The 24,090-nt window shown below is 62.4% G+C and carries 21 protein-coding genes and 1 pseudogene; 9 read left to right on the top strand and 13 right to left on the bottom strand.

All coding sequences use genetic code 11. The features are described from left to right. Positions 1-349: 349 nt before the first annotated feature. From ABFP37_RS18475 to ABFP37_RS18505, 7 genes and pseudogenes are all read right to left on the bottom strand, one after another. The gene (locus ABFP37_RS18475) at positions 350-646 is read right to left on the bottom strand and encodes a LamB/YcsF family protein (protein WP_347034449.1); all 297 of its coding nucleotides are present in this window, start codon (positions 644-646) and stop codon (positions 350-352) included. Between the two features lie 129 nt (positions 647-775). Further along, positions 776-1,540, bottom strand: coding sequence for an amino acid ABC transporter ATP-binding protein (locus ABFP37_RS18480; RefSeq protein ID WP_347034514.1), 765 nt, complete (start codon positions 1,538-1,540; stop codon positions 776-778). Positions 1,541-1,575: 35 nt separating this feature from the next. Continuing rightward, positions 1,576-2,535: an amino acid ABC transporter permease gene (locus ABFP37_RS18485; RefSeq protein WP_347034450.1), complete on the bottom strand. Its 960-nt coding sequence runs from the start codon at positions 2,533-2,535 to the stop codon at positions 1,576-1,578. Between the two features lie 7 nt (positions 2,536-2,542). Next, complete coding sequence (locus tag ABFP37_RS18490; protein ID WP_347034451.1) at positions 2,543-3,490, bottom strand: ABC transporter substrate-binding protein; 948 nt, start codon at positions 3,488-3,490, stop codon at positions 2,543-2,545. 99 nt (positions 3,491-3,589) lie between these two features. After that, a complete protein-coding gene (locus tag ABFP37_RS18495) occupies positions 3,590-4,594 on the bottom strand; it encodes an FAD-dependent oxidoreductase (RefSeq protein ID WP_347034452.1) in 1,005 nt (334 codons plus the stop codon). Beyond that, on the bottom strand, positions 4,591-4,974 hold the full coding sequence (locus ABFP37_RS18500) for a RidA family protein (protein WP_347034453.1): 384 nt from the start codon (positions 4,972-4,974) through the stop codon (positions 4,591-4,593). Before ABFP37_RS18500 ends, ABFP37_RS18495 begins: the two co-directional genes overlap by 4 nt. A 783-nt stretch (positions 4,975-5,757) precedes the next feature. Continuing rightward, a pseudogene (locus tag ABFP37_RS18505) lies at positions 5,758-6,949 on the bottom strand (IS481 family transposase). A gap of 725 nt (positions 6,950-7,674) precedes the next feature. On the opposite strand from ABFP37_RS18505, the gene ABFP37_RS18510 reads away from it, so the two are divergent. Further along, positions 7,675-7,965: a hypothetical protein gene (locus ABFP37_RS18510; RefSeq protein ID WP_347034454.1), complete on the top strand. Its 291-nt coding sequence runs from the start codon at positions 7,675-7,677 to the stop codon at positions 7,963-7,965. Positions 7,966-8,023: 58 nt separating this feature from the next. On the opposite strand, the gene ABFP37_RS18515 is transcribed toward ABFP37_RS18510, so the two are convergent. Further along, a complete protein-coding gene (locus ABFP37_RS18515; RefSeq protein WP_347034455.1) occupies positions 8,024-8,743 on the bottom strand; it encodes a hypothetical protein in 720 nt (239 codons plus the stop codon). A gap of 484 nt (positions 8,744-9,227) precedes the next feature. Continuing rightward, positions 9,228-9,404, bottom strand: coding sequence for a hypothetical protein (locus ABFP37_RS18520; protein WP_347034456.1), 177 nt, complete (start codon positions 9,402-9,404; stop codon positions 9,228-9,230). A 385-nt stretch (positions 9,405-9,789) separates the two neighbouring features. On the opposite strand from ABFP37_RS18520, the gene ABFP37_RS18525 reads away from it, so the two are divergent. The 3 genes from ABFP37_RS18525 to ABFP37_RS18535 all read left to right on the top strand — a co-directional run bounded on the left by ABFP37_RS18525 (position 9,790) and on the right by ABFP37_RS18535 (position 11,998). After that, entirely contained in the window at positions 9,790-10,437 is a 648-nt protein-coding gene (locus ABFP37_RS18525; protein ID WP_347034457.1) for a hypothetical protein, read from the top strand. 265 nt (positions 10,438-10,702) lie between these two features. Next, entirely contained in the window at positions 10,703-11,224 is a 522-nt protein-coding gene (locus tag ABFP37_RS18530; protein WP_347034459.1) for a hypothetical protein, read from the top strand. Positions 11,225-11,383: 159 nt separating this feature from the next. Next, a complete protein-coding gene (locus ABFP37_RS18535; protein WP_347034460.1) occupies positions 11,384-11,998 on the top strand; it encodes a hypothetical protein in 615 nt (204 codons plus the stop codon). A gap of 818 nt (positions 11,999-12,816) precedes the next feature. On the opposite strand, the gene ABFP37_RS18540 is transcribed toward ABFP37_RS18535, so the two are convergent. The 3 genes from ABFP37_RS18540 to ABFP37_RS18550 all read right to left on the bottom strand — a co-directional run bounded on the left by ABFP37_RS18540 (position 12,817) and on the right by ABFP37_RS18550 (position 15,481). Continuing rightward, positions 12,817-13,032 carry a nuclease-related domain-containing protein gene (locus ABFP37_RS18540; RefSeq protein ID WP_347034461.1) on the bottom strand — a complete coding sequence of 72 codons (216 nt, stop codon included), beginning with the start codon at positions 13,030-13,032 and terminating at the stop codon, positions 12,817-12,819. A gap of 50 nt (positions 13,033-13,082) precedes the next feature. Continuing rightward, the gene (locus tag ABFP37_RS18545) at positions 13,083-13,241 is read right to left on the bottom strand and encodes a hypothetical protein (RefSeq protein ID WP_347034462.1); all 159 of its coding nucleotides are present in this window, start codon (positions 13,239-13,241) and stop codon (positions 13,083-13,085) included. Between the two features lie 116 nt (positions 13,242-13,357). Next, positions 13,358-15,481 (bottom strand): exonuclease domain-containing protein, encoded by a 2,124-nt coding sequence (locus ABFP37_RS18550; RefSeq protein ID WP_347034463.1) that lies wholly within the window; start codon positions 15,479-15,481, stop codon positions 13,358-13,360. A 205-nt stretch (positions 15,482-15,686) separates the two neighbouring features. On the opposite strand from ABFP37_RS18550, the gene ABFP37_RS18555 reads away from it, so the two are divergent. From ABFP37_RS18555 to ABFP37_RS18570, 4 genes are all read left to right on the top strand, one after another. Then, complete coding sequence (locus ABFP37_RS18555) at positions 15,687-16,439, top strand: DUF732 domain-containing protein (protein WP_347034464.1); 753 nt, start codon at positions 15,687-15,689, stop codon at positions 16,437-16,439. A 739-nt stretch (positions 16,440-17,178) separates the two neighbouring features. Beyond that, positions 17,179-17,805 (top strand): hypothetical protein, encoded by a 627-nt coding sequence (locus ABFP37_RS18560; RefSeq protein WP_347034465.1) that lies wholly within the window; start codon positions 17,179-17,181, stop codon positions 17,803-17,805. A gap of 933 nt (positions 17,806-18,738) precedes the next feature. Then, positions 18,739-19,026 (top strand): hypothetical protein, encoded by a 288-nt coding sequence (locus tag ABFP37_RS18565; protein WP_347034466.1) that lies wholly within the window; start codon positions 18,739-18,741, stop codon positions 19,024-19,026. A 947-nt stretch (positions 19,027-19,973) separates the two neighbouring features. Continuing rightward, a complete protein-coding gene (locus ABFP37_RS18570) occupies positions 19,974-20,627 on the top strand; it encodes a hypothetical protein (protein ID WP_347034467.1) in 654 nt (217 codons plus the stop codon). A 901-nt stretch (positions 20,628-21,528) separates the two neighbouring features. Here the strand turns inward: ABFP37_RS18570 and ABFP37_RS18575 are convergent. Continuing rightward, positions 21,529-22,422 carry a LysR family transcriptional regulator gene (locus ABFP37_RS18575; RefSeq protein WP_347034468.1) on the bottom strand — a complete coding sequence of 298 codons (894 nt, stop codon included), beginning with the start codon at positions 22,420-22,422 and terminating at the stop codon, positions 21,529-21,531. Between the two features lie 236 nt (positions 22,423-22,658). Between ABFP37_RS18575 and ABFP37_RS18580 the strand changes: the two genes are divergently transcribed. Then, positions 22,659-24,083, top strand: coding sequence for an NAD-dependent succinate-semialdehyde dehydrogenase (locus ABFP37_RS18580; protein ID WP_347034469.1), 1,425 nt, complete (start codon positions 22,659-22,661; stop codon positions 24,081-24,083). Positions 24,084-24,090: the final 7 nt, after the last annotated feature.

Below are 24,090 nucleotides of genomic sequence, written 5' to 3' on the forward strand. Positions count from 1 at the left end.
TTCTCATTTCAGGTGAAAGGAAGCGATGAAACGGGTTGGACGGATGCGATTGGGGAGCCTGGAGTTCAGCCAAATGGACAGTCACTGGCAGAACGATCATCGAAAGAGCTTGATTGCCTCTCGTGCAACGCTCCCTCCGTCTACCGGGCTGGTGCCAAGCGGAAGCTAACCTTCAGCCGATCAGCTACCCCTTCTGCGCCAGCTTGACGTTCATTTCGTGCTTTCGTGTCCTAAGGGCGGGAAGACCGCTCCCGCAATCTGGCTGCTTGTCCGATCTCTAGCGGGAGGCAGACCGGCTTCTGAACCTGAAAGCACCAAGCCTTGCGGCCTTCCGACACGCACAGGATGCTTACGGCTGCTCGAGGAGTGCCCGGCGGACGGATATGGCCAATTCGACGGAGTTAGGCAAATCGGAGTGGATGCAGATGGTGTCCGGCCGGACTTGGATCACCGCGCCCTCGGCGGTGATGGTCCTGTGCTCAACAACCTGGCGTGTGCGGCTGGCAGCCCGCTCCAAGTCGAGCTGGTGTCCGGCACGGTTCGCCACCGCGGTTCCGTCCGCCCGGTGGTCAAGGTGGACATAAAGTTCGGCTACGAACCGCACTCCAAGCCGTGCCGCCGCTGACTCGTGGCACGTTGAATCCACATCGTGTCCGCGACGTGATCGGGACGAAGCCCACGATGGTTCCCGGCTGGGCGCGGCGCCTGTCTGCACGTGGAGACGGGGCAGGTGCCGGCTTAAGGAATGGCCGGCGCCTGCCCACTGTCCGTTCGGCTATTTGAGGACGCTTTCGATGAATGCTTTTGTGCGCTCGTGCCGGGGTGCGCTGATGACCTGCGCGGGGTCGCCTTGCTCAACGACGACGCCTCCGTCCATGAAGACGACTTGGTCTCCGGCCCCGCGGGCGAACCCTATTTCGTGCGTTACGACGATCATGGTCATGCCTTGGGATGCGAGGGAGCGCATGACGTCGAGGACATCTCCGACAAGTTCCGGATCCAGCGCGGAAGTGGGCTCGTCGAAGAGCATCAGCTTTGGATCCATGGCCAGTGCTCGCGCGATGGCCACCCGTTGCTGCTGGCCGCCGGAGAGCTGAGCGGGGTAGTGGCCGGCCCAGTCGGCCAGTCCCACTCTGTCGAGAAGCTCCATGGCCCGCTTCAGGGCGTCTGCTTTGGGCAGCCCCTTGACCCCGGTGGGGGCTTCGGTGATGTTTTCGATGGCGGTCTTGTGGGGGAAGAGGTTGAACTTCTGGAAAACCATGCCGATGTTGCGGCGTTGCCGGGCGATTTCCTTCGGGTGCATTTCGTAGATCTTCTCGCCTTGCTGCCGGTACCCGATCAGGTCCTCGTCAACGTAGATCCGGCCGCCGTCGATGCTTTCCAGATGGTTGATGCAGCGGAGAAGGGTCGACTTTCCGGAGCCGGAGGGACCCAGCAGGCACGTCACTTCGCCTGCGTTGACGTCTAGGGTGATGTCTTTGAGCACTTCGTTTTTGCCGAAGCTCTTGCGTACGTTCTCGATTCGCACGAGCGGCCTGATGGCCTGCTGTGTCGTGGACAGGACTGTCTCTCGTATCAAGGCTTCACCTGCGAGGTCTCGGTGGTTCGGGTCCGGTTCGCCAGGATGGCGCGGAACCGCTGGAGCGGGGTGGGCGGCAGGCTGCGCGATGCGCCGCGGCCGAAGCGGCGTTCCAGGTAGTACTGCGGGACGGAGAGGACGCTGGTCATGAACAGGTACCAGATGCTTACCACCGCGAGCAGCTCGACCTGCTTGAGGTTCTGGGAGGAAATAAGGGATGCCTGGGTGTAGAGCTCCAGGACCGCTATGACTGAGAGTAGCGAGGTGTTCTTGAGCATGGAGATGAGTTCGTTGCCCATAGGCGGGATGATGACGCGCATCGCCTGCGGGAGGAGGATCCGGCTGAAAGTGTAGAGGGGGGACATCCCCAGCGAATAGGCTGCTTCGCGTTGGCCTTCGTCAACGGAGAGCATGCCGGCTCGGACGATTTCGGACGAGTAGGCGGCCTCGTTCAGCGTCAGTGCCAGGAATCCGGCCACGAACGCCGTGATGAGTGAATTGGTGTCCACGGACCAGAAGACGACGTCGGTCTGGGGAATTCCGACGGACAGCCTGCTGTAGAGAAGGCCCAGGTAGCCCCACAGGACAATCTGCACCAACAGCGGCGTGCCGCGGAACAACCAGACGTAGAGCCACGACAGGGTGGACAGCACAGGGTTGGTCGAGAGCCGCATTGCCGCGATGAGGATTGCAAGCAGGGTCGAAACGACCATGGAGAGCACGGTCAGCACGAGCGTCAGCCACACTCCGGCCAGGATGTGGGTGTCGAACAGATAGCGCCCGATGGCCGGGTACTCGATGTTCTTGTTGGTCAGCAGGGACTCAACAAACAAGGCGACGACGGCCAGCAGTACCGCTGCGCTGATCCACCGCCAAGGCCGCCGCAAGGGGATCGCCTTGACGTCTGCGGCAATGGAGACTGTCGGTGCGGTCCCGGCAGTAATCGGGGAGGTCATCGCGGCTCTACTTTCCTTGGTTGACTGCGGCCGAGTTCACCGCGTAGGACGTCAACGAGTACCTGTCCAGGATCTTCTTGTAGGTTCCGTCGTCGATCAGGGCCTGAAATGCTGCCCGCAGTGCCTCGGTGAATTCGGGATCCGTGTTGAGGTTGCCCATGCCGCTGAACACCGGCAGGTAGCCGGCCGGGAACTCGGAGTCGCGGACCAGCTCGAAGGCCTTGCCGTCTCCGGCGGTCTTGACCACGTACTCGGCCGCAGGCGCATCCACGACATAAGCCTGGCTCTTGCCTGCGCGCAGGGCCGTCTGGGCGTCAAGATCCGTGGGCAGTTCCAGTACCTGGACGCCGTCAGTGCCCTTTTGCTTGCATTTGGATTCGAGTCCGCGCAGGAGTTCACCCTGGACAGTGGCCTTCTGCACTGACACCGTCTTTCCGCACACATCGAGGAGGGCCTTGACGCCGTCCGGGTTGCCGCTCTTGACCAGGATGATGAAGCCTCCGTGTGTGTAATCCACGAAGTTGAGGGTCTTCTGCCGCTCCGGGGTGTCATTCATAGCGCTGAGGATCACATCGAACTTCTTCGACAACAGGGAGGGGATGATGGTGGAAAACGCCTGCTGGTTGAAGGAGACAGGGATGCCGAGCTTCTGGCCAAGGGCCTGGGAGAGGTCATAGTCAAAGCCGGTTGGCTTGCTGTCCGTGTCATACATTGTGTAGGGCGGGTAGGGGATGTTGCCGGCCGCTTTGATCTCGCCCTTGTCCCGGATGCTCTTGGGCAGCAGGGCCGCTACCTTGTCGTCTTTGGTCGTCTCGATCGGAGGGTTGGGGGCTACGGCGCTGGACGCGCTTTCAGAAGACTTTGGTGCTTCGGCTGCGGGGCTATTAGAGCAGGCGGAAGTCAGCAGTGCGCTGGCGACTGCCACTAGGGACATTGCGGTGGTGAACTTTTTCATGATGATTCCTTCTTGCTAAATACGCGCGTTGGAGCCACACCACGGCAGTGGGGCATGGCTCAGGTGGGTAAAGGTGGGTGGTTCTCGTGTCGGGCCCCCTTATAGGGGCCGTGTCGCCGTTCTCTGCTGCGACGACGACGGCGGCGCCGCCTTGCCGATCAGATCCAAGGTTGCGTAGGCCACACCCCAGGACACGGTCACGCCGGAACCGCCATGGCCGTAGCTATGTATGACCATGCGTTCCTGTTCGTCCCGCAGATCCAGGCGAATGAGGTGCCGGCCGGGGCGCAGTCCAACGATGCTGCCCAGAAACGTCCCCTCTGCGAGGCCAGGGGATAACTTCAGGGCGGAGTCCAGGATCCTCTGTTCCGTTGCCCTGTCCGGCAGCAGGTTCGTGGCTCCGATCTCGGCGGTTCCGCCGCAGATAACCTCATCGACGCGGGGGATGACATATGTGGAGCCGGCCGGGTTGGCGTCGTCGATGATCCAGTGCTTTATCGACGCGTTCCCTATGCGGGCAACCTGTCCCCTTACGGGGTAGAGGCCGTCGTCATTATGCAGCCCGTGGCTTTGCAGCCCCGTTGCCAGGACGATCACGGTGTCCAGGTAGGCCACATCAGCGAGGGAGTGCACCGCACGCCATTCCCACTTCACTCCCAACAATGTGCACTGCTCCTGCAGCCAAGCCAGGTACATGGACATGGTGGCTATCGGCACGGTGCAGACTGTCCCGCCGGTGGCCCCCTCCGGTACCTCGTCCGCACGGGCGGGTCGGTTGCCGGCAACGGTCCCCGTCCATGGGAGGGGTGCGGTTCCTGCACGGTGGACGACGATGCCTTCACGCATATGCACGCCCGCTTCCGGCACGGTGGCCGCGAGCTCGGCAAGTTCTTCGAACGTGGTGGCTGCCCAGGGTCCGATCCAGGACGCCGGTTCTGCATGGTACGGGGCCCAGATCGCGGCCGCCACCGAGGAAACCGTCTCTTCAGGGCGGTTCGCCGCCACGACCGTGACCTTATGGCCCGCCCGGGCTGCCACAAGGGCTGTGGTCAGACCGATGACGCCGGCACCCACCACAACCACCGGTGGACGTAGGGTGCTCATCCCTTTATTCTTAGGGCCGTTGCCTCGATTTCGAACCTGAAGGGTCCGACGAGGCCGGCCACGATAGTGGTCCGTGCCGGTTTGTTTCCCGGAAACCAGTTGCCGTATTCGTCGTTGAATTCAGCAAGCTGGCTGGCATCGGTTAAGACACAAAATGTTCGGATGACATCAGCCATGGAACATTCACCTGCCCGGAGGACTTCCTGGAGGTTGCGACAGGCTTGCCGGACCTCATCCCTGAAGGACTCGGGAACCGTGCCTACGACTGGCTCCAGTCCCACCTGCCCGGATGTCAGAACGAAGTGGTCAGTAGCGACAGCCTGGGAGAGCACGGGCAACCCCGGGGCGTCGGGTGTGTGAACAATACTTGAGTACAGCAATGAGACTCCTAAGTCGGGACAGGGTATAGGCCACGAAGTGGCTAACGGCGTCAACTAGGTTCAGAAACGGCGAATCGGGGGGACCGTTTGTGAGCGAGGCCACACGTCAACGACTTCGTATGATCTTTCCAAGTTGCATGCGGCACGCCAATGACACGCACGCCAATTGAGCCCGGCAAAATATGTATGAAAAGCCATCTGAATCAGTCGGGTTGTCACAGCAGCGACTCAGTAGCGAAGCGGATAAGCCCCGAAAGTGAGATGACAAATCTAGGAGAACGCCGCAACCGGTCCCTCGCGTCGATGCTTTGGCGGGCATGGGGTCGAAACCGGAAGAGTTGCCTGCATGCCTTGCCCGGTGCCAGTTGTGTGTGACGGTGCCAGAAGGCCGGGCTAGGTTTGTGGGTATGTATCCACGAGAGCCTTGCGCGGTCGGCTGCCAGGCATTAGTTCACCAGAGATCGATCGCTTACGGACGTTAGGTTTGCCGCGGAATCTATCTCAAGTCCGATCTGGCCCATTGATGTGCGGGCTGGAACTTCTGGTTGACGACCCCTAAGTACGCCGCAGGCGGCCGGCAAGGTTGTTGGCTAATTGTTGTGATGAATGCGTCCTGTGAGCCTGATGCCGCCCTCGAATCTTCTCAGCAGACAGCGGTCTGCCGTCTGGAGCGGTCGACTGGCCGAGGCGCTCGCAGCATCGACATTGGGTGTGCACAATGTGCACACCCTAGGCTTCGGATCGGGTCGTGTGATGTCTCGGGACATGGGTGACGGATCTGTATCAGGACATTGGTGACATTTCGTGTTTCAGGACATTGGTGACGGTTGCGGGTTTGTTTCACGGTGCGTCCGGGGGGCTTGCCGTTTCCGACTGTTTTGGTCCCGGCCGGCGGGTAGGGGTAGGACGTGATGTGGGTGCCCTGGTCATCGAAGAACTGGATTGTCTCGGTGTCCCAGAGCGCGTGGATGGCCTGCCGGGCGTAGGGTCTGCCGATCATGTAGACCACGCTGTTGATCGTGACTCTGCCGTTGGGGTAGGCGGTGCGGGTGGCCTGTCCGGTGCCGCGGGTGCCGTCCTGCGTGGGGGCCGGAGCGGGTTTGGGGTGTGGTGGTTCGGCGGCCGGTGTGGCGTTCCATGCTTGTTGCGGGGTGATCCGCCCGGGCAGGCCCTGGTGCGGGCGTTCGGTGTTGTAGAGCTCATCGAACGCGTCGACCTGCTCTTGGAGCTGTTCAAGGGTCGCTGCGAGGGGTTGTTTGTCCAGGAACCGGAACAGGGTCTGATGGAAGCGTTCGTTCTTGCCCTGCGTGGTCGGTTTGTACGGTTTTCCGGTGACCGCTTCGATCCCCAGGGAGGTGACGTACGTGAGGAGCCGGCCTTGATGGCCTCGCCGTGAAGGGTTCAACGCGGCCCCGTTGTCCGTGAGCAGTTTCTGCGGCACCCCGTGCGCGGTGATGCCCTTCTTCACCACCGCGATCGCAGCCTCGGATGTTTCCCCGGCCGCGACGTGGGAGGCGACCGCGAAACGGGAGTGGTCATCGATGAGCTGGAAGATCACGCATTTACGGCCACCGGTGAGGACGTACTCGGTCGCGTCCAGCTGCCACAGACAGTTCGGGGCGGGGTAAACGAACCGGCGGTACGCGGCCCGGGGCTTCTTCCGCGGCTCCAGTCTCGCGACACCGTTCTGACGGAAGATCCTGGCCAGCGACGGGACCGAGGGCACCGGTTCAAGGGCCATGGACTTCATCTTCTCGAACACGCTGATCGGTCCGTGGTCCAGGCCCGAGCGCTCCAACGCCGCCCGCACCCGCAGTGCCTGCTCCTTGGCCTCGTCACTGATCCTGGACGGGCTCGTGCGCGGCCGGCGGGACCGCGGTTCCAACGCCGCGGCCGGGCCTTCGGCCCGGGCCCGGCCCAACAACACGTAGAACGTCTTACGGGAGATCCCATGCTCGGTACAGAACGATGTCACGGCACCACGTGGCGGATCATCCGGCCACTGCGAGATCGCTAAACGGACACGAGGATCAACAGGCTCAACTCCACTCATCCACCCATCAGAACGGCAGAAGTGTCACCACCAAGAACCTCGGAAGCGTCACCGATGTCCTGATACAGAACTGTCACCCATGTCCAGAGACATAACACTTCGGATCGGGCCGTACTGGGGGCGGATCGGGCCGGTTTCCGCATGTTTTCGGGAGTTCCCAGTGACGCTCCTATGGTTGTCAATTCGTTTTTTGAGCCGCTTGCTCCTCGAACCATTTCCGGTAGCTTGCTGCGAGGTCGTCGTTGCGGAGGATGCCTCGTTCGAGGCGGGAGATAATGGAGGGCCATTGGCTGAGTTCGCCGGCGACGGCGTTGACGGTTAACCCTAGGCTTTTGCGTTTCTGGCGTAGGTCGCCCCGGAACCTCGAGCGTCCCGGGGTTTCTTTGCGTCCAGGGCCGGCCGCCCCTCCGACTTCTCTGTGTACGGCGCCTCCCGCTTTCGATCAGTGGTGAGCGCCTTCCGGATCCCCGCACACATTGGCTGTACCGGCAGGGAGCCGGGAACGCCGACACCGGAGGACCGAAGGCCATGGACCAGCCGCTCACCATCAACGACAGCGATCCGATCACCTACTCCGAGGCCACCCGGGCGCCGGAACCCCGCAGACTCTCTTCGGCCAGGACCACTTCAACGGCCCCAAGCTGGAAATGTTCGACAAGACCTACCGCGGCAAGGACCTCTTCACCACCTACAGTGTCGGCGGCTGGGAAGCCGGAAACTTCCACCGGGTCGTCTGCCAGGGCCCACTCGTCGAAGGCCCTCACGCTTGGATGAGCGCGAACGCCACGGTCATCACAGCCCACAAGCAGGAACGCCGCGAACGCATCCGCGTCACCGAGGCCGACACTCTGATCCTGCGGGGCACCGAGTACTCGATCAGCAAAGACCGTTACGGCTACATCAAGCTGACCCCGGCCACCGTCGCAGCCGACGCCTAGACACCGAAAAGCCCCGGAGCGATTCCCTGCTCCGGGGCTTCGTCGTGCCCTACCTGGCTCAGCTGTGGATCGCGGCTACACCCTTAGATGCAGCCTGGATGCTGGTCCAGCCCCGCCGGCATGCCGCCGTGGTGCGGAGGTCGAGCACAACACCCTTGTTCTGCAGGATGGCCACCAGGGTCGCATTGACGATGTCCTCGCGGAGCTCGTTCAGCCAAGGCCCGCGGATGTTCGGCATGACCGGAACACGAGCCCGGATCGTCAGGAAATGCCCGCCGGCCAGGGCCGCCGCGAAGCAGATGGCGCCGACGACAAGAAGCTTCACGATGTTGTCCTGGTCGGTGGCCACGATGTACGCCGGCGGGGCGATCAGGGCGAGCATCAGCCCCAGACGCATGGCCAGGATGGCACGGGCGCTGCCGGAAGCCTTGCGGCGTCCAACGAGCCCCGCCAGCTGCTTGTCGCGGACGGCCTGCGCCTTCAGGCGCCACTGCCGCTGGGTCCCCAGATGCAGCTTGACCAGGGCGCGGGCCGCGGCCAGCTCCTCCGGGTTCTCCTTCCGCAGGGCAGCCACGACCGGATCCGGACTGTCCGCCCAGGAACTGGCCAGCCGGCGGTCGATGGCGGCGGCCATGTCGTCCAGGCACAGGAGTGCGGCGCCTTCGGCTGTCTCCTCGACGCGGACGGCCCCGGCGGGCGGTGCTTGCTCGGTGGGCGGTGCCTCCGTGCGGTGCCCGTAGCGCGGTGAGCCGTCAGCAAGATGGTATTCGTTGCTCATTGTTCCCCCAATGTGGTTGCCCGGGCGCTAATCCTTCGATTTGTGCACACTGGGCTGGGCGGCGGATTGGGCCGACCTGAACCCATTGTGCGGTACGACGACCCACGGGATGTGAGCCGACGGTTTCATTACGGCTACGCAGGATTGGTCCGCAGCTCCTGCGCCACCGTGGCGACGTAGCGTATGTGGTTCCAGCCGCGGAGGGCAGCCTTCGAGCTGGCCTGGTCAACCCCGGGATGCCCTTGTTCTGCTGCACAGACACCAGCGTGGCATTCACGCAGTCGGCCCAGAGCGTTTTGGCGTCCTCCCGATCGATTCATGTGCCTCTGCAAGGCGGGCGGCCAGGAGATTTTCGGCGGTCCGGATGACTGTGAGGAACGGCTCTGCGTCCGTCGCGGTCCGGTCTTCGCTGGTATTCGTTGGTATTCGTTGGCGAAGGTGATCTTCTCGAGGAATTCCTCGAAGTTGGCGTTGTTGGCCACGTTCATCCCATCGAAGGCGAAGTGGTGGTCTTGGAGACGATGGCGTAGACACCGCCGGGTGAGCTTTCAGGCGCCGATGCCGCCGTGAAGTCGGATTCAAGTGTGATGACGCTTCCTTCAACGTGATAGGGATACTTTTCACCGGATATGTGTGCGGCGTGCGGCGGCCGTGTCTTCACAGGATGAGGCTTCCCGGAAACAAAGGGACGGGCGGGGGAGGCGGTGCTAATGTGACGACGACGCGCCGACGCGTCCCTTACTTTCCATGGGGGAAAATTGAGCAACGACCCGAACGTCCCTCCGCACCAGCCTGAACCGCAGCCGGGACAATTTCCGCCGCCCTACCAAGGTCAGGGTCAGCCCTTCCCGCCGCAGTACTCGCCGCCGCAGCATGGGCAGTACCCACAGCAGGGACAGTTCCCACAGCCGCACCTGGGCCAGCCGTACCCACCGCAGGGGCCGGGACCGCAGCCAAAGCACGGGCGCCCACAGCGTGATCCGAACCAGCCGAAAAGCCGCTACGGCGTCTGGTTCTGGATTGTCACCGGTCTCCTAGCTGCCATCGTGCTGACTAACGCATTCACCGGTCACGGAGAATCCATCCTGATCATCCTCGGTATCGCCGCTGCCCTCACCGGCCTGTATGCCCTGATCTTCAAGAAGCCGTCCTGGGCCAGCCTGCCGGGCCGGAACGTAGCAATCGCCGTCGCCATCGCGGGAGGTGCTGCCATCCTCATCGGCGGTATTGCCGCCGGCGCCAGCTCGGGCCGGACCAACACCGCTGCGGCACCAAAGCCGGTCACCAGCGCGACCCTCGAAGCTGACGCGGCGGCCAAGCTGAAGACTCGGGAAGATGCCCTGGTCAAGGCAGAGGCGGACTCGGCCGCGAAGCTTGCAGCCCGGGAAACCGCCGTCAAGAAGGCCGAAGACGCGGTGAAGGCACGTGAAACAGCGGTCGGCGGGGCCGAGGCGGCTGCCGCTGCGAACACCATCAAGGAAGGCACGTGGACGGTCGGCAAGGATATTGCTCCCGGAACGTACCGGACGACCAAGGAACTTACGACCAGCTGCTACTGGGCCATCACCGTGACCGGCTCCAACGGCGGCGACATCATCGAAAACGACAACGTCAAGGGCGGATTCCCCCAGGTGATCCTCAGCGAGGGACAGACCTTTGAGTCCTCGCGCTGCGGGACTTGGTCCAAGCAGTAGCCGGCGGAGGTCATGCCCTGCCGTACACAAAAAGCGGTCTCGGGTGGTGGAGCTGCTCCGGCATGGGTTCCAATGGAGCCCCCATATCGACTCTCCGAAGGGGGAGATGACTTCTGGTCTTCGTTGCCAGGGTGGCGCCGCTACGACAATAAGGAAGACCCCGGCAACCAGCTGCTGTTCGTCAGCATGCCCACCGTCGGCCAGTGATCTGGCTTTCCTCCGTCACATGATGGCGGCTACGTTGAGTGCCCCTATCATCTGACTTATGCGTAAACACTTGGTCGCCCTTGGGGTGGCGGCAATCTTCCTGGCTAGCTGCTCGGCACCTTCAACCCAACCGGCAGCAACAACGGCAGCACCGGCCGCCACTTCAGCATCGGCCTCACCGACACCTACTCCGACTCCCACCCAGGCCGCCGACGCGACCGCGGTCGCTACGGAGCTCAGGGCCAAGGTCACGAGCATCACCGGTGTCACGACTGTCACCGAAGCCCTGGACAGCAACAAGCTTCTGGGCCGGCCCAACCAGTACACGTCGCTGGCATGGATCACCGACGCCGGCGGTAAGCCCGGTGAGACGGGAACCGACGGCGGCGCAGTAGTGGAGGTCTTCGCCAACGAAGCAGACGCGACGGCTCGCTCCGAGTACATTCTGGGCATCTTGAAGAAGGCCGGCCCCGCCTTCGGAACCGAATGGCACCACCAGAAAGGCAACGTGCTCCTGCGCGTCAACGGGGTCCTGAGCCCCAGCGTGAACGACCAGTACAAGGCAGCGTTCGGCTCCTGATTCTCCCTGCCACTTAACGGAAGCCCTGCACAAGCACGTGTGGGGCTTCCTCATTTCACGTCCACTGCCGACGCACGGCGGCCGCTCACGCCTGTCCACGAAGTTTCCGAGCCGGGCACATGTAATCTGACACCAAAACGACTTCTCATTGGGGGAACATTGACCGAGAACATCCCGCCGATCCCGTCGGCGCCGCAGCCCGACGGATTCCCGTCGCACGCTCCTACCGGCGCTGTCCCTGGAAACGAGCCGCCGCAGCCATATGCCCCGGCACAGCAGCCGCCGTACGGACCGCCGCAGCCTTACGCGCCGTACGCCCCCCAGCCCCAATACGTTCAGCCGCAGTACGCAACCTATCCGCCACAGCAGTACGGGCCGCCGGGACAGTGGTCGCCATACGGCCCGCCGAAAGCGAAGTCCTCGGGCTTCCGGGTCGCGTCCGGCATCATCGGGATCGTACTGGGCACCTTCCTTCTCATCCCTGCCATCGCCGGCTTCGGTGACGGCAGTACGGTCTTCATGGCGCTGTCCGTCCTGGTCGCCGCCCTGGGCAACATCACGGCAGGAATCGTGCTTCTGGCCAACCAGCGCGGACGCTCTCAGGGCCCCATAATCACGTCACTGACCTTCGCCGGACTCGCGTTGCTGCTGGGCTGCATCGGCATGGCCGTGACCTACTATGGGGCGACGCTCCTAGTGTCCACCTTGCTCCTCGCCTCCCCGGTCCTCATCATCCTGGGCATCGGTCTCTCGCGAGAGAAGCGCGGCGTCTGAGCCTGACTTGACCGGCGAAAAGGCCCCGCGCCGCTGTGAACTGTGCAGGGCCTGTCGCGGGTTACTGATGGACGTCCATCAGGAACGGCCGCCGAGCCGGATGCTCGGTTCCGCGTGAACGGTGGAGGCGAAGCTGCCCCTATTCGAGGCCGCCGTGGAACGGAAACGGTTCGAGCCCGTTGTACAGGTCCGGATGGTTCATCGCCGCCGTCAGCACCGCACGGCAACTTCAGGGTGGGCCAGACCATCCCGACCGGTCCTTTTGCCGTCGTCGACGATCGGGTAGGACAGGTCGAGGCGGAGCAGGATCTCGTTGAGGCGGACGCCCCACGCAGCCAGTTTCCGTCCAGGTCCATGAGGATGAACGGCTTATCCGGACTTTCTCTCATATGTCTCATGTGTGGGGAACATACGTCGACCCTCCTCTGGCCGGGCATACACTGACCCATTGGGGGGTCTTTCTGCTTGCTCTGATGGGGCGGGCGTCCCCGCCTTAAATCCACTGAGCGCAGGAGAACAATTGCGTTATCGGCGGCGACCGCGTAGAAATCGGCCGTATTCGCCAGAAGTTCCCAGCGTTCCCGGTTCTCTCCCTGGCCGTTCTCCAGCAGGTCATCCTCGTCTCGGTAGTCGGATTCGTCGATGAGGAGTTCGTACTGTGCTCGGGGTGCAGGACGGGGCCGCCGTGGGCCCAGTGTTTCATTTCCTCGTGACGGCGAAGCGGACGAGCTGCACATGGTGTTCGCGCTGATGCCGGGGGAGATGGGAGAGCGTAGCTTGGGAGCTTCGGACGGCATCGGCCCTGGGCCTGGGGAGCTTCACGGTTCGTCTAGTACACCGGGCAGGAATCGCGGAGCAAGTCCGATCAGCAGTACCGACTTGCCCGAGACGACGGCGTGGTCGACGTTGGCTTTGAACCCGGGGATCGGGATCCGCAGGTCGTGCAGGACGGCGGCATTCTTGCCGAAACTGTTCAGCAGGACCTCGGTTTTCTGCTCACCTTTGGCGCCGATCTTGGCGACGGACTCGTTCATTGCCCAGGATGTGTCCTGCAGCCCAGTGGGCGCGCGGCCGTAGATGCCGTTCATCGGGACCACAACTTCCGGACGACGGTCCAGATGTGGAGGAGGGCCAGAATGGCACCGAGGACTTTGCCTCCCGGGCCGTACATCCAGTCGTCAATTTCCTTCCTGTCTTTGACGGTGCTGTCCAGGACACGGTCTTTGAATTTCTTTTCGCTCATGCCCTGAAACATGCGTAGGTAGCCGGATCACGGGTGCTCGCGAATCGGCCATCCAGGTGGTGGCGGCAGCACCGAAATAAGCGCCCCGCAGCTTCTGTGCTGGCGCCAGCGCTGGTCTACCGGTTCATGAAGTCAGCGAAATGTGCCAGCGGCCCGGGGTCGAGACGTCGACGTGCGCGAGTGACGGCGACGTAGGCCAGGCGCTTCTCTTCGGCCAGCTGATCTTTGTCGCCGGAGATAGCGGCCCGGGCAAGGATGACAGCGAAGTCGTCGGCGATCCGCACCGTGTCCCATTCGAGGCCCTTCGCCTTATGGGCGGTGGATACGACGACGCCGTCTCTTGACCAAAGGGAGGCTGCCGTGATGGCGTTGTCCAGCGCGGGAATGCCGTACTCGTCGATGAGCCTGGTCCAGGTGGCCAGTTCGTGTGCGTTGGAATCGTGGCGGACGTGTTCTTTGACTTCGTCCCACGAGCTGAACGCTCTGAGCATCGAATGGCTGGCCCTGCGTCCTTCTTTCAGGTCGGCGGCTGCCCGCAGCAGTGCCAGGATGGATTGGTGATCGGCCCTCAGGGTTACCTTGTGGCCGAGTCGTTGAAGGCTCATCAGGTGATCAACGGCTACGGAGTTGGTGCGTGTCAGCACCGCATCGGGATGCTCACAGGGGCCGACAGCTGTGGCTTGCATCGGATCGGCCTGCACCAGATGGCGTGCTTTCAATGCACGGAGCCAGCCATTGGCGATGACCGCTGCACCCTCGCCGAAACGCCAGGACGTGGTTAGCGGCAGAGTGTGCGTCGTCAGGATGGTTGCCAGTGCGTCCTTGCCGCCGGCGAAACCGTAGATGGACTGGTTGGGGTCCCCGACGAAGACCTTCTTCAGATGCCGCTGCGTCTGAATGATTGCCGCGATGGCGGGGCTCAGGTCCTGGGCTTCATCGACGAAGAGGATCTCACCTTTGGCTCCCAGGACCGGATCATCCAGCAGCCACCTCTTCAGATAGTGGTCGTGCAGGATGGGCATGTCGCTGACGCCTTCGTCCAGGATGTTAGCCCAGTGCTCTTCGGCCATCAGTAGGACCAGTGGCACAAGGGCGGCACGAAGGCTTGCGGTTGCCTTGCCGGTGCTGACGTGGCGGGGGAGGAGTTTCCGGTTGGGGCTGTGGCAGAACTTGATGACGGTGTCGACGGCCATCTTGGTGACTTCGTAGGGCGTCACTGAGTGGGCTACTTCCAGGCTGCTGAACGCTTCGATGAATCCGGGCTCCAGTCCGCCGAGGCGGCCGGCGGTCACGCGGATGGGTTCAATGCCCAGGCGCAGCCTGCTGAGCCAGGCAGCTTTGCCTTCCCCGATGAGGCCGGCGTGGGCGAAAGCGTGGATGGTCGTCGCGGACACGTTGCTGGCGAATTTTGCTTGGGCTTCAACCGCGGTTGCCTTATTGAATGTGAGGTAGGTGATTTTTGATTTCGTAGAGTTGGCGAGCAGCTGCAGGGTGGTGGTCTTGCCTGTTCCCGCGCCGGCCAGGATCTTGATGTCGCCCTGGCCGAAAAACGCCCCCAGGATGGTCTCCTGCTCCTCGCTGGGCTTCCATCGTGGACGATGCCCCTGCCGGACCGCGGCGAGCCTGGTCGGCATCGAGCTGCCCGACGGAATGATCTTTTTCGACGACGACGACGACGGGCGGAGCGTGGGCGCACCCGAAGCGACCAGTTGCAGAAGCTTGAATGCCAGGTGCGCACCGACCCTGGCATCCGGCAGGGCGCGGTGGGATGAGCTCTCTCTGATGCCGAAGTGTTGAGCGAGGGTGGCCAGCTTGTGGTTCGATCCGGTGCTGACGAACCTGCGGGCAGCGGAGTAGGTGCAGAAGCCGACGTTGTCCCCGGGCTCCATCAGCGCCCGTTCAAGCTCGGACCCAAGGAACCTGTTTTCGAACGGGAGGTTGTGTGCGACGACGACTCGGTCGCCGACGAAATCGACGAGCTGACGGAGGACGGCGCCGATGGGTGCTGCCGATTCCACCTCGCGCTGGCTGATGCCGTGGATGAACTCGGCACCGTGCATGTAGCCGGTGCCCGGGAAGGCGAGGCTGGAGAATTCGCGGGTCAGGTTCCCGCTGCTGTTGAACCGGACGGCGCCGATCTCAATAACGCGGCTACGGGTGCTGACCCCGGTCGTTTCAAGATCCACGCAGACGAATTCTCGTTTGCCCTGAAGCATGGCAGCAACCTCTTCAATGAGCATGCTCTTGCAAAACACCTGGCCCCCAGTTCCTCAGTGTCTCCAGAGTAGTCCGAGGCACCGAGCTTGAACGGGATCCTGCGTCAATCTTGTGGTGGGCGCCGGGTTGACGGGGAGGTCGCCAGGCCCGCGGTGCACGTCATCAAGGTTAACCGTACGGTGCCTGCAAAGTCGAGTACACGACACTCATGACACCCATAGTGACAGGATGCAACAGTTGGCATTCCATGATCGGACGGGGATTAAGATGAAAAGACTGCTTTGGCCAACGCGCGCACTGTCGATTGGGGCTATCTCGGTCCTGATACCTTTCATGGCCGGCTGCTCCGGAACCGTCGCGTCCGGGCCGGCGACCGTCGCGGCAACGGCGGAATCGACAACTACTCCAACGACGACGCCCACGACTTCGCGTGCCGCCAGCCCATCCTCGCAAGCCCCTGTTGCTTCCAAGGCTGACACCCGCAATGCCGCCTGGCTCGAGCATGTCCGCAATCGTGCGGTGAGCGGGACCGTCCAGGGACAGACAGACGAGGAGATCGTCGCAAGCGCAAAGAAGATGTGCGACCAGATGCGGGGCGGAGAGCTGTTCGAAGAGGTGGCTTACAACTTGGTTGTCACTGGCCTGCCAAAGCCCTATCAAACTGACATGCAGCTCATCTTCGGCACGGGGACCGTTCAGTTCTGCCCTGAGTTCCTCATAGATTCGGGCTCAGGCGACGACGCCGCAGCTCTCAAGAGGTTGCGCGAGGTCGCCCCGAGCATCGCCCACAACGCCGACTCTGCCATCCTGGATCAGGCCCGCACCGCGTGCCCGTCCGTTTCCGAAGGCCCGGCCGGCGCGGCCGCGACTGTTGCGGAGGCACGCCGAGCCTGGGGCCACGACCAGGGCTACAAATTCATCTACATATCGGTCCTGAACTTTTGTTCCGGCTCCATCAACAATGTCATCGCGAACAAGTAGTCCACCGGGCCGAGCACAACACGGATGCCGGCTCCCGCGCAAGGTACGTCGCCTCGGTCTCCTAGCTGAAGCCGGGCCGTCGCCGCTTTGACCTCTTGGGGAATAGATTGCTGTCCATAGCATCAGTCAGCCCGGAGGGGACCCGTGCCAAAGATCGTCCAGACCGTCCGCAAGCCCACGCCAGCCCCGGACGCCCCGGCACACCCGATCGGGAGCATGCGTCCCGGCAAGCACCTGACCTCCAAGCTTGAGGAGCAGGTCCGGGCAAAGCTGACCGCCGCGGGGGTCGAGCTCGTGGGGGAGCGGCATGGGATCCAGTGCGGGTTCGACGAGGTCCGGAACAAGTACCCGTCCACACGAGGGCAGACTGAGCTTCTTTCGATGTCATCGCTGCCGCTGCGCTTCTTCTCGCCGGCGCCCGCATCGCGAAGCGCAGCGAGGAACTTGCCCAACCGCCACGATCGCCGGACTTCTTCGCACTCTGACAGCGTTCTCTTCCCTGGCAGCAGCCCCACGACTCGCTGGACGTGCGCCGACGCAAGCGGGGGGAACCTCCGACAGGATCCCAAGTCGCTGATTCCTGCCGGAAACTTGAGCAAGAGCTGCGCTTTCCGCGCAGATGCTCTGTTTGGATGAGTGCTAACGGCTCATCCCGGTTTTCTTGCAGGCATGACAGCGGAACGCAGCCAGGCATTTTCTCAACATCGACCTTGTCACCGCCACACTCACAGGGGGAATCATGAACGACCAAAACGTCCCGCCCATCCCTCCGCCCTTCCCCGTCCAACCGCCGCAAGCGAATGGTCAGGGCACCCCGGCCTACGGGAAGCCTCCGTACCAGCAGGACTACCCCGGACAGTACCCGCAGGGTTACACCGCACAGCAAAGCTATGGGCAGAGTTACGCCGGACAGCACGGCTATGGCCAGGCGCCGACGTATCAGCAGCCCGACCCCGGGCAGCCGGCCTTCGGCCACGCTCCGTACCCACTTCATGCGTACCAGCAGTCGGGTCCGGAACTCCCGAAGGCGTCTGGCTACCGGCTTGCGTCAGGAATCGTGGGTATCTGCCTGGGTGTCTGGCTGTTCTTCTCCTTCCTCATCGGCGTCTCTCTGGGGCAGAGTGCGATACTCATACTGACCTTGATCGGCTGCTTCGGTTCGATAGCGTCAGGCATCGTCCTCCTGGTGAAGCAGCGCGACCGAGGGCGGGGAGCGCCCATCACCATGATCAGCGTCGCCGCGGTCGCGCTCCTCCTATCCTTTGCGTCCTTTGGGCAGTTCGTCTTTACTTTCATGTTTGCACTGCCGATATTCATCGTCATGGGCATCGGTCTTGCTCGCGAGGGGCGCGCCCAGCTGAACTGACACCACGTGCGGGTGCGGGAAGATTGCGCTGCCGTCCCTGGGCATGGAGGGCGCCCGGTTCAGCGAGGTCAGTGATCTCCACAGCGCGGCAGCAGCAGCTGGTCGTGATTGGTCCGAGGCTCATTCGGGGCGGCACTCAGGTGCCGCCACCGCTGCCCCCAAGCCGTCACAATGGCTCAGTTTCGACTGTCACCGACACCCGCAACATGTACCCGTCCGCCGCAGTTCGCCTGGTTTCTACAGGTGACTGCGGGTGGTACTGCTTTATCTGACGTGCCAAGCGGACATGGTCGTGCATTCGGCCCACAGGGGCCGGGGACTTCGCCAGGACCATGACCGCCACGGGCTGTGTTCCGGCTGGACCGAGAACGTCGTGGTCCATACAGGGGCACACAATTGGATGTTCGAGTCGATGGGCGCGGTCATAGTGTTGCCACCACAATGTGCTTCTTTGTTGGGCCGGCTTCGGGCCCTTGCATAGTCCGTCACTTGCAGGCGGAGTCGACCACAACATGGGCGAGCTAACTCGTCCGTGGTCCCACTACAGCAAGCGCAAAGAGGAACCGCACTCCCTTCGTGCGGGGGCGGTCGGTAGTTTACAGGACTTGGAACGTGAATTTTGGTGTGTGGACAATGTCCACACTTTGGGTCTCGGACTGGGTCGTACAGAGGTCGGATCGGGCCGGATTCCCCGTGTTTCCGGGATCGGTGCAGTCACTGGCATGGCGGTCACCGGCGTCGTCCTTGGCGGCGGCGGTCGCCGCTCGAGCTGACGGGAACGGGGCCGGGAGCCAGGTGCGCTCGCGATGAGGCTCTTGTGCGGAAAGGCCGGCGCTGCTCACCGGCGCTGAAAGGCTTGGCCCGTGGTTCGGTTAGGAATATCATGACGGAGCCGGTCATCAGGCCTGCGTGACCAAAACTGGGGAGCACAAGATGACCACCGGAGTAAAGCACAAGCGATTGACCGAAGTTTCCGTCGCCGTCGTTGGGGACGAGGAGCGTCACTACTACGCAGACTGCCGCTGCACCATCGGTGAAGACCACAAAGATGCAGAGATCCTGATCAGCCAGTTCGACCCCAATGACGATGAAGACGTCGAAGGTGGCGAGGCGCTGAGCGTCCATGACGCGGCAGACATCTGGCGCTCCAAAGGCATGGACGAGGACTACACGTTCGGGTACAGCGAGGACGAACTCCGCCGGGCCGCCGACGAGGACTGAGTGCGCCGCATGGTCTAGTCGGTGACCGCCAGGCGGCGGTGGAAGAAGTCTTGCTGCCAGCCCATCCGTTCACCGATGACCACCTCGTTGCCGTCGACATCCTTAGCCCCCATGGCCAGGGGCAGGGCGTGAGGGTGAAGACGTACCGGCGCTTCCTGGGCTGCGGCGTACACCCAGGTATAGTCCAGGAACAGCCGGGCGGTGTCTGTGCCGCCCGTCGTTCTGACCGCCAGCGCTTCACCGTTCTGCGTGCAGTGGTCTCGTTGGCCCTGTGATCTGCGTGTGGTCGATTTGCGCGCACGACGCTTGGCGTCGGGGATGTCGCGCCAGCAATGCGGAGCAGCAGGGCACTTGGGTCGACGAGTCAGTCCGGTGAATGAAAGCGGCCTGTAGACGGATCCGGCTGGGAGGCTTTCCAGACGCAGAGTTGTTCGTCCAAGGCGTTGCGCAGAACGACTTCGAAAACGTGCGGGGCCTCGTCGACGGCTCATGGAGCACCCGATCCGTACGGTCGCGTGATCGCCTCGAGGATATGCCCGTCAGGATCCGCGAAGTAGACGCCACGTCCGCCGTCGTTGTGGTTGATCTGCTGCGGGCGGGACCGCCCCTTTGGGCCTGGATCCTTGCGAAGAGTCCGTCGAAGTCCTCACCACATGGCTTGGGGTTCCGGCAGTCCGAGCACGTTGGCCAGGAACTTCGCCGAACGGCGCTTGCCTGTTGCGTAGACAATAGTGTGGTTGAAAGTGACCGTCATGGTGACCTCCTCGGTGTGGTTGTTTGAGCCCATCTGACGTCCAGCACACTCAAATTTCAAGAGCGCCCGCTAACGTGCATGGAACCTGCATAGACCAGCCTCAGCTGGCGTGCCGAGGTTGAGGAATCCGGTCTCCGTGCACTCCCTTCTACGAGTACCATGTCTCATTAATCGCCGTCGTGAGCGCAAAAGAATGGGGAAATCAGAAATGTACCGAGCTGGAGGATACGAGTTCAACTCAAAGGATGCACTTCTAGCGGAACTTAGCCAGGGACTCAAGGACCAAGCCGGGAATGAGCGCCTGGATGACAATCGGCTGGAGGCCATTCTGAACCACCTTGCCGGGTTGCACCCGAATGCGGGGACAAAGTTCGATTCCGGCATTGATCATTGGATCGTCATGCCGAACAACGACCTTGGACGAAACACCATGGGGTATCGGGCAGTTCTGATGAAGGGTGGCGAACCTGAGAAGTTCGGTTACTCAAAGATTGTGAAGCCAAAGGACAAGTCTTACTTTGTCGCTGAGGCACTCACCGAAGAGGCCATAGAAATCACACGGAAGTTCAGGCGCGACAGATTCGCCGCTGGCCCGGTGCATTGTGCCGATACGTCGGAACTGATCGCGGACATCAAACAGGCGGAAGCAGTTCATCGCCGCCCTGTGCGCGGTCTTCTCCATGAACAGTTCTTGCACAGTCAAGGTCTCACATACGACGATGTCGAAGTACTTCCGGCGAAGCCTGCAGGCCGGAAGCTCGTTGACCGAGGGCTGGCCGACCGTTGGCGGGACTACCAGTTGGCCCGTCTAGATGGCATGGACATCGTGAAAAGTAGGCGGGTCTAGGACGCATCGGGGGAGCGATGAATCAGGACACGCAGCTGCGGCCCATCTGGTTCGGCAGGGAGCACGGTAGCACGTTGTGGCGTGTAGTCTATCGGAAAGTGTCAAAATCCGGGTGTGGACAATGTCCACACTTTGGGCTTCGGATAGGGTCGTATATTGGTCGGATCGGGCCGGATTCCGCATGTTTCCGCGACCTCCCAGTGTTGGCAAGGGCGGGAATGCAGTTCGAGTCCCACCTCGGGCACGTTTTCCCATGTCAGGGGCCCTTTTGGGCCTCTGACATGGTTGACGGAAACACCTGGTCCAAGATGGCTCGGACCGCTGTGCCCTCGCCAGCCATATGCGGTTGTCGTTGGCCCTCTTCTGTGGTGGCCGGACACTTCCTTCCCTTGACTTGGGCGGCCTTTCTGCCGTGTTGTTACTTCATTGCGGAACCCGTGCGGGGCGACATGACTGGATCGGCGTTGGGGGATTGCTCCGCGCCGGTTTGTTGTTGGTTCCTGGGGTCATGACTGTTCATGGCATTCTTCGCGGGTCGCAGCTTGACGAACGATCCTCTTCCTGCTCTTTTTCAGTGGGCTTGATCTGCTGGTACTCGCAGACTGGGGTGGGGTCGCACTGGAGTTTCGTTTTGGCCACGCAAGCTACTCCGGCTGGGTTGATACCAAGTCGGCCGATTCCGCCGTTGTTTGGGTGGTTGACGACGGTGGGTACGGCGTCTCAATGATCACCGGGAGGGTCATCGAAATCGCCGTTCTTCCCTAGTCTGTCGTTATCGGCCAGGCCGGCCGGATGAGTTACCCGATCCCCGGGCACTGGCCTGCATAATGCCGACCGAGCTGCTCACGGCGCAGCTGGGACTTTGTGGCGCGGGAGCGCCTAGCCGGATGACGTCGGCGTTTTAGGCAGCGACGGATGCGGCCTGGTCGGCAGAGTTCAGGTGTTCTTTGAGTTCAGCGATGAAGGCTTTGAGGTTGGCCGAGCGGCAGTCCCGGCGCCACATTAGCCAGGTTTCCGCCGTGCCAAGAGTGCCTTGTATTTTGTGTGCATGGACACGGCTTGCCCCAGGCAACGTTTCGAGAAGAGATTTGGGGATCATGCAGATGCCGCCGCCGGCGGCGACGCAGGCGAGCATGCTGTAGTAGGAGGAGATCTCAACGATTCGTCCGGGGACGATTCCTTGAGCATCTAGCCAGTCCTCAAAACGCTGGCGGTAGGAGCAGATGGTGCCGAACATGAATGCGGTCGGGTGGGACGCCTTGAAGTCGTCGTTGATCTCCGTCACCGTCTGCGGAGTGAGGATCACGAGGTCCTCAGTGAACGCCTTGACGCCGGTCAGTGAGGGAACGGCTGGCTTTCCGTCGGAGAATGCTGCCGTGAGTTGTCCGTTAAGGAGATGGTCGAACAGCACGCCCGAGGATGCTGCTTCGAGTTCAACGTCGACGACCGGGTAGTGGAGGTGAAAGCTTGCAAGTATCGGCGGAATCCGAACTGCTGCAGTGCTTTCGAGGGCGCCGAGACGGAATTTGCCTCGAGGTTCACCCTGCGCCGTGAAGGCTTTGGCGTCGTTGCACATGTCGATGATCTTTTGGGCATGCTCGCGGAAGAGTTCGCCGTCGGCCGAGAGGGAGCTTTGCCGCTTGTCGCGCACGAGGAGCTTGACGCCAAGTTCGCGCTCCAGCTGCTGGATACGCGTTGAGACATTCGAGGGCGCACGAAGCAGCTTGGTGGCCGCCTTGGTGATGCTGCCCGTCTCCGCTACGGCGAGAAAGATTTCCAGCTGCGCGATCTCCATGGTTCTCTATTCTCCAAATGTGAAGTGATGTAACTAAAACATCACGTTTACAGAAGAATGACAGCCAAGCGGGTGCTTTTCAACCCTTGCAGTGCAAGCGCAGGGAAGGCGCCGTGAACCCAGGCTGATCGTTCTCTTTTGGAGAAGTGAAACTTCGGAAACTTCTTATTTATCAAAGTGTCCTTTCCTTCTAGAGTCGTTGTTAGCCCCATCACACGAACTTGAAGGAACACACCATGGGCACCATCGAAGTTGCCGTCGCTAAGTCGACGAACCCGGCCACCGGCGAAGACATCGCGACCTACCCCTACCTGAGTGAGCAGGCCGTCTCGGACGTCGTCCGGTCAGCCGCCGAGGGTTTCGCCAGCTGGAGGGACACGTCCCCGGCCCGGCGCGCTGAGGTTTTCCGCCAGCTGGCGGAACTGCTGCGCCGGGACACAGCGAAGCTGGCTAGCGTGATCACCGCCGAAATGGGCAAGCCGGTCACCCAGGCCCAGGCCGAGGTCATCAAGTGCGCCAACATGCTTGACTGGTATGCCGAGCATGGCCCGGCCATGCTGGAGGACACGGCGACGACCATCGGTCCGGAAGCCTACGTCTCCTACCTGCCCACCGGCACTGTGTTGGCAGTCATGCCGTGGAACTTCCCGGTTTGGCAGGTCTTCCGGGGAGCGGCGCCGATCATCCTGGGCGGCAACGGCTACCTCCTCAAGCCCGCCTCAAACGTCGTGGGCTCCGGGCTCGCACTGCAGGCCCTGTGGGAGGAAGCGGGCCTTCCGAAAGGCACCTTCGCCGTCGTGAACTGCGACCGCCACCAGGTGCCCGCCATTATCCACGACCCGGCCATTACCGGCGTGGCCGTTACCGGCGGCACCGCCGCCGGGCAGAGCGTAGCCGCCGAAGCCGGCCGGGCCCTGAAAAAGGTCATCCTCGAACTCGGCGGATCGGACCCCTTCATCGTCCTTGCCGACGCTGACTTGGACAAAGCCGTTGACGCGGCAGCCAAGGGACGTATGGTGAACGCCGGACAGGTATGCATCTCGGCCAAGCGCATCATCGTCGAACGGTCCGTCTACGCGGAATTCACCGCCAAACTCACCAGCCGCGTTGAAAGCTTCAAAGTCGGTGACCCCACCGACCCGGAAACCTTCGTTGGCCCAATGGCCAAAGAGGACGCAATGCTCGATGTCGATGACCAGGTCAAACGCTCCGTCGCGGAAGGAGCCGAGCTCCTCACCGGCGGCCATCGCCTGCCCGGCCCCGGATCGTTCTACGCCCCCACCGTTTTGGCCGGCGTCACCGAGTCCATGACGGCTTTCAAGGAGGAAATCTTCGGCCCGGTCGCCACGGTGATCGCAGCCGAGGACGCTGAGGATGCCTTGGCCAAGGCCAACAACTCGGAGTTCGGCCTCAGCGCAGCGATCTGGACCGGCAACAACGCCAAAGCCCGGGAGATGGCCCGCAGGATCGACGCCGGCGGCGTTTTCATTAACGGCCTCTCCGTCTCTGACCCGCGGATCCCCATCGGCGGCGTGAAGAAGAGCGGCTTCGGCCGGGAGCTGTCCTACCTGGGCGTGCACGAGTTCACGAACATCCAGGCGGTCTGGGACCAGACCCCGCTCAACCCGGCCGAAGAAGCAGCAAAAGGAGTAGCACAATGAGCACGAC

It is taken from the genome of Burkholderia sp. RS01 (assembly GCF_039748055.1).
In the GTDB taxonomy this organism is placed as follows: domain Bacteria; phylum Actinomycetota; class Actinomycetes; order Actinomycetales; family Micrococcaceae; genus Arthrobacter.